This is a genomic window from Pseudomonas agronomica (genome assembly GCF_025917275.1).
Taxonomy (GTDB): Bacteria; Pseudomonadota; Gammaproteobacteria; order Pseudomonadales; family Pseudomonadaceae; genus Aquipseudomonas; species Aquipseudomonas agronomica.
The window spans coordinates 1-2,779 of sequence record NZ_JAOSHO010000600.1; the positions used below are offsets into that span (position 1 = coordinate 1).

Sequence of the window (2,779 nt, forward strand, 5' to 3'; positions counted from 1 at the left end):
AGCGAGCCTGCTCGCGAAGGGGCCATCAGCTACGCAGCAACTTCACATCCCATGCGCCTTCAATAGCCGCTCATAACTCCCATCCGCCTTCATCGCCGCGATCTCGCGATCGAACCCGGCCACGATCTGCTCATGCTCCGGATTCTTCAGGCTGACCAGTATGTGCAGGCTGTTTTCGCTCAAGGGCTTGGGCAGGAACTCCACGGCGTTGCGCACTTTCGGGGATTCGCGGGCCAGGTAGTAACGGGCGACGTACTCATCTTCCAGGGTCAGTTTCACCCGGTCGGCAGCCAGCATGCGCACGGCCATCGCAAAATTGTGCACAGGGATCTTCTGCATCTGCGCATCTTCGTCGAACGCCTTGGCATAGGCGTAGCCACGCACCACGGCGACGGGGTAGGTATATAACTGTTGCAGATTATCGAACTCGATGTCCGCATCCTTGCGCTTGATGAAGCGCACGCGGTTGAGCAAGTACTCGGCCGAGAATTGACCCACATGGGTGCGCTCTTCGGCGTACCAGGCGTTGATCAGTACGTCATAGCGCCCTTCGCCGATGCCCAGCATCGCCCGCGCCCAGGGCACCTGCTCGAAGTCGCTGGCATAGCCGGCCCGCGCCAGGGCCGTTGTGACGATATCGGTCGCCAGGCCGCCGTTGACCAAGGTCGAATCGGTGAAGGGGGGCCAGGCATCGGCCACCAGGCGCAACTTCTGCGCGTAGACGCTGTGGCTCAGCAACAGCAATCCGACCAAAGCAACAGCTCGATGCAATCGCGGCATGCCAAACATCCTTGACGGGTTCAAGCCCGGTTTGTTTTTAGCCGAAATCCAAGGGACATCCCGAGACGTCCGGTCCTAACGTTAGCTCATCGAAACCGCTGCGCAGGGGCTGAATCGAAGATTACACAAAGAAGACAAGACCGCGACACATCCATGATGGCATTTTGGTCTTTGTCACAGATTTTCCGACCAATCGAAAAGAGACTTCCGACGCGAGGACGCCTAATATCGGCATCAGGCATTCAAGGAAATTCAAAAAATGGACATCGACTGGGTCTGCAAACATCACAGCGACCTGAGCAAGGAGCAGCTGTACGCCATCCTCAAATTGCGCGCCAACGTCTTCGTGGTCGAGCAGAGCTGCGCCTACCCGGACGTGGACGGCCTGGATCTGGACGGCGACACGTGCCACCTGATGGCTTGGAGAGACAGCCACTTGATCGCCTACCTTCGTTTGCTCGATCCCCACTCGCAGAACAGCGACGTGGTGATTGGCCGGGTAGTCATCGCGCCAGAAGCACGTGGCCAGGGGCTGGGGCATGCGTTGATGGAGCGTGCGCTCGAACAGGCGCAGAAGCACTGGCCCGGCGCATCGATCTCATTGTCTGCCCAGGCGCATCTGCAGGGGTATTACGGACGGTATGGGTTTGAAGTGGTGGGTGTCGAGTATCTGGAGGATGGGATTCCGCATATCGGCATGCATCGCCCGTAGGAGCTGCCGCAGGCTGCGATCTTTTGATCTTTTGATCTTTTGATCTTTGGTCTTTCACTCAAGACTCAATTGCCTGGGGAAAGATCGCAGCCTCGTTGCACTCGTCAGCTCCTACGGATATTCCAACACCGTCTTGATCCGCTCCAGGTTCTGCTCGATCCATCTCCGATCAATCGCTCCCCAATCGCGAATCCGATACCTCCCGGCATGGTTGCGCGCGCCTTCTTCTTGTTCGAACTCACACAGGATATCCAGGTCCGCCAGCGCCGCGACAGTGTCCTGGGCCGTACGCCGGGGCATGCCGGTGGCTTCAGTGAGGGTCGGCACGTTGCTGGCCAGGCCGCTGTCGATCAAATAAGCCACGTACAAGCGACGGTAAAAACTGCTCTTGGTCTTGCTGACGTCCATCCGGTCATTCCTTGTCTTGTTGCAGGTCGCGCCAGGTCAGGTACACCCGCAGGTCGAATTCCAACTGGTGATAACCCGGCAGCATGTGCTCGCAAAGTTGGTAGAACGCCTTGTTGTGGTCCGATTCCTTGAAGTGGGCCAACTCGTGAACCACGATCATCTTCAGAAATTCAGGCGCCGCCTCCCTGAACAACGATGCGATGCGGATTTCCTTCTTGGCCTTGAGCTTGCCACCCTGCACGCGCGACACGGCCGTATGCAGGCCCAGTGCACGATGCGTCAGGTCCAGGCGATTGTCGAACAGCACTTTGTCGATGGCCGGTGCGTTACGCAGGTATTGCTGCTTGAGTTCCAGCGCATAGGCGTACAAGGCCTTGTCGCTCTGGATCGGATGCCGGTCGGGATAGCGCTGGCGCAGGTAATCGCCCAGCCGATCCTCGGCGATCAATTGCTGCACCTGGGCTTGCAAGGCGGCGGGGTACGCCTGGAGGTATTTGAGCGCAGTCATCGGGCGGCCACACCATCACAAAAGGCCGCCAGTGTAGCGAATTCAGGCGATGACCGCGCTCCAGTCGAATGGCTTGGCGAAGGCGTTGGTGTCTTCCGCCATCAAGGGGCGCGCCACGAGGAAACCTTGCACGAACTCGCAACCATGAGCCTGCAACCACTGATATTGCTCGCGGGTCTCCACCCCTTCGGCGATCACTCGCAAACCCAGTTGCCTGCACAGGTCGATCACCGAGGCGGCCAATGCGGCATCCCGGGGCGAGCCTGGCAGACGGGCGATCAAATGCCGGTCGAGCTTGAGGGTATCGAGCTCCAGATCCCGCAGGTGGGCCAGCGAGCAAGGCCCTGAACCGAAGTCATCCAGCGCCACGC

5 protein-coding genes are annotated in these 2,779 nt (G+C 59.1%); 1 reads left to right on the forward strand and 4 read right to left on the reverse strand.

From position 1 onward, the window contains the following. Positions 1–42 precede the first annotated feature (42 nt). Positions 43–780, reverse strand: a complete 738-nt coding sequence (locus OC610_RS25035; protein ID WP_264431703.1) for a substrate-binding periplasmic protein — start codon at positions 778–780, stop codon at positions 43–45. A gap of 259 nt (positions 781–1,039) precedes the next feature. Here OC610_RS25035 and OC610_RS25040 point away from each other — a divergent pair, with 259 nt between their 5' ends. Continuing rightward, on the forward strand, positions 1,040–1,492 hold the full coding sequence (locus OC610_RS25040) for a GNAT family N-acetyltransferase (RefSeq protein ID WP_264431705.1): 453 nt from the start codon (positions 1,040–1,042) through the stop codon (positions 1,490–1,492). A 111-nt stretch (positions 1,493–1,603) separates the two neighbouring features. Here the strand turns inward: OC610_RS25040 and OC610_RS25045 are convergent, their stop codons facing one another. The 3 genes from OC610_RS25045 to OC610_RS25055 all read right to left on the reverse strand — a co-directional run. Then, entirely contained in the window at positions 1,604–1,900 is a 297-nt protein-coding gene (locus tag OC610_RS25045) for a winged helix-turn-helix domain-containing protein (protein WP_264431707.1), read from the reverse strand. A gap of 4 nt (positions 1,901–1,904) precedes the next feature. Continuing rightward, complete coding sequence (locus tag OC610_RS25050; protein WP_181288244.1) at positions 1,905–2,408, reverse strand: M48 metallopeptidase family protein; 504 nt, start codon at positions 2,406–2,408, stop codon at positions 1,905–1,907. 42 nt (positions 2,409–2,450) lie between these two features. After that, positions 2,451–2,779, reverse strand: a 329-nt coding sequence (locus tag OC610_RS25055) for an EAL domain-containing protein (RefSeq protein WP_264431709.1), incomplete at its 5' end; no start/stop codon positions are given.

Bases quoted from the DNA above. Each gene is read 5' to 3' on its own strand.
- OC610_RS25045 (WP_264431707.1), bottom strand. From the start codon at position 1,900: ATGGACGTCAGCAAGACCAAGAGCAGTTTTTACCGTCGCTTGTACGTG.
- OC610_RS25035 (WP_264431703.1), bottom strand. From the start codon at position 780: ATGCCGCGATTGCATCGAGCTGTTGCTTTGGTCGGATTGCTGTTGCTG.
- OC610_RS25050 (WP_181288244.1), bottom strand. From the start codon at position 2,408: ATGACTGCGCTCAAATACCTCCAGGCGTACCCCGCCGCCTTGCAAGCC.
- OC610_RS25040 (WP_264431705.1), top strand. From the start codon at position 1,040: ATGGACATCGACTGGGTCTGCAAACATCACAGCGACCTGAGCAAGGAG.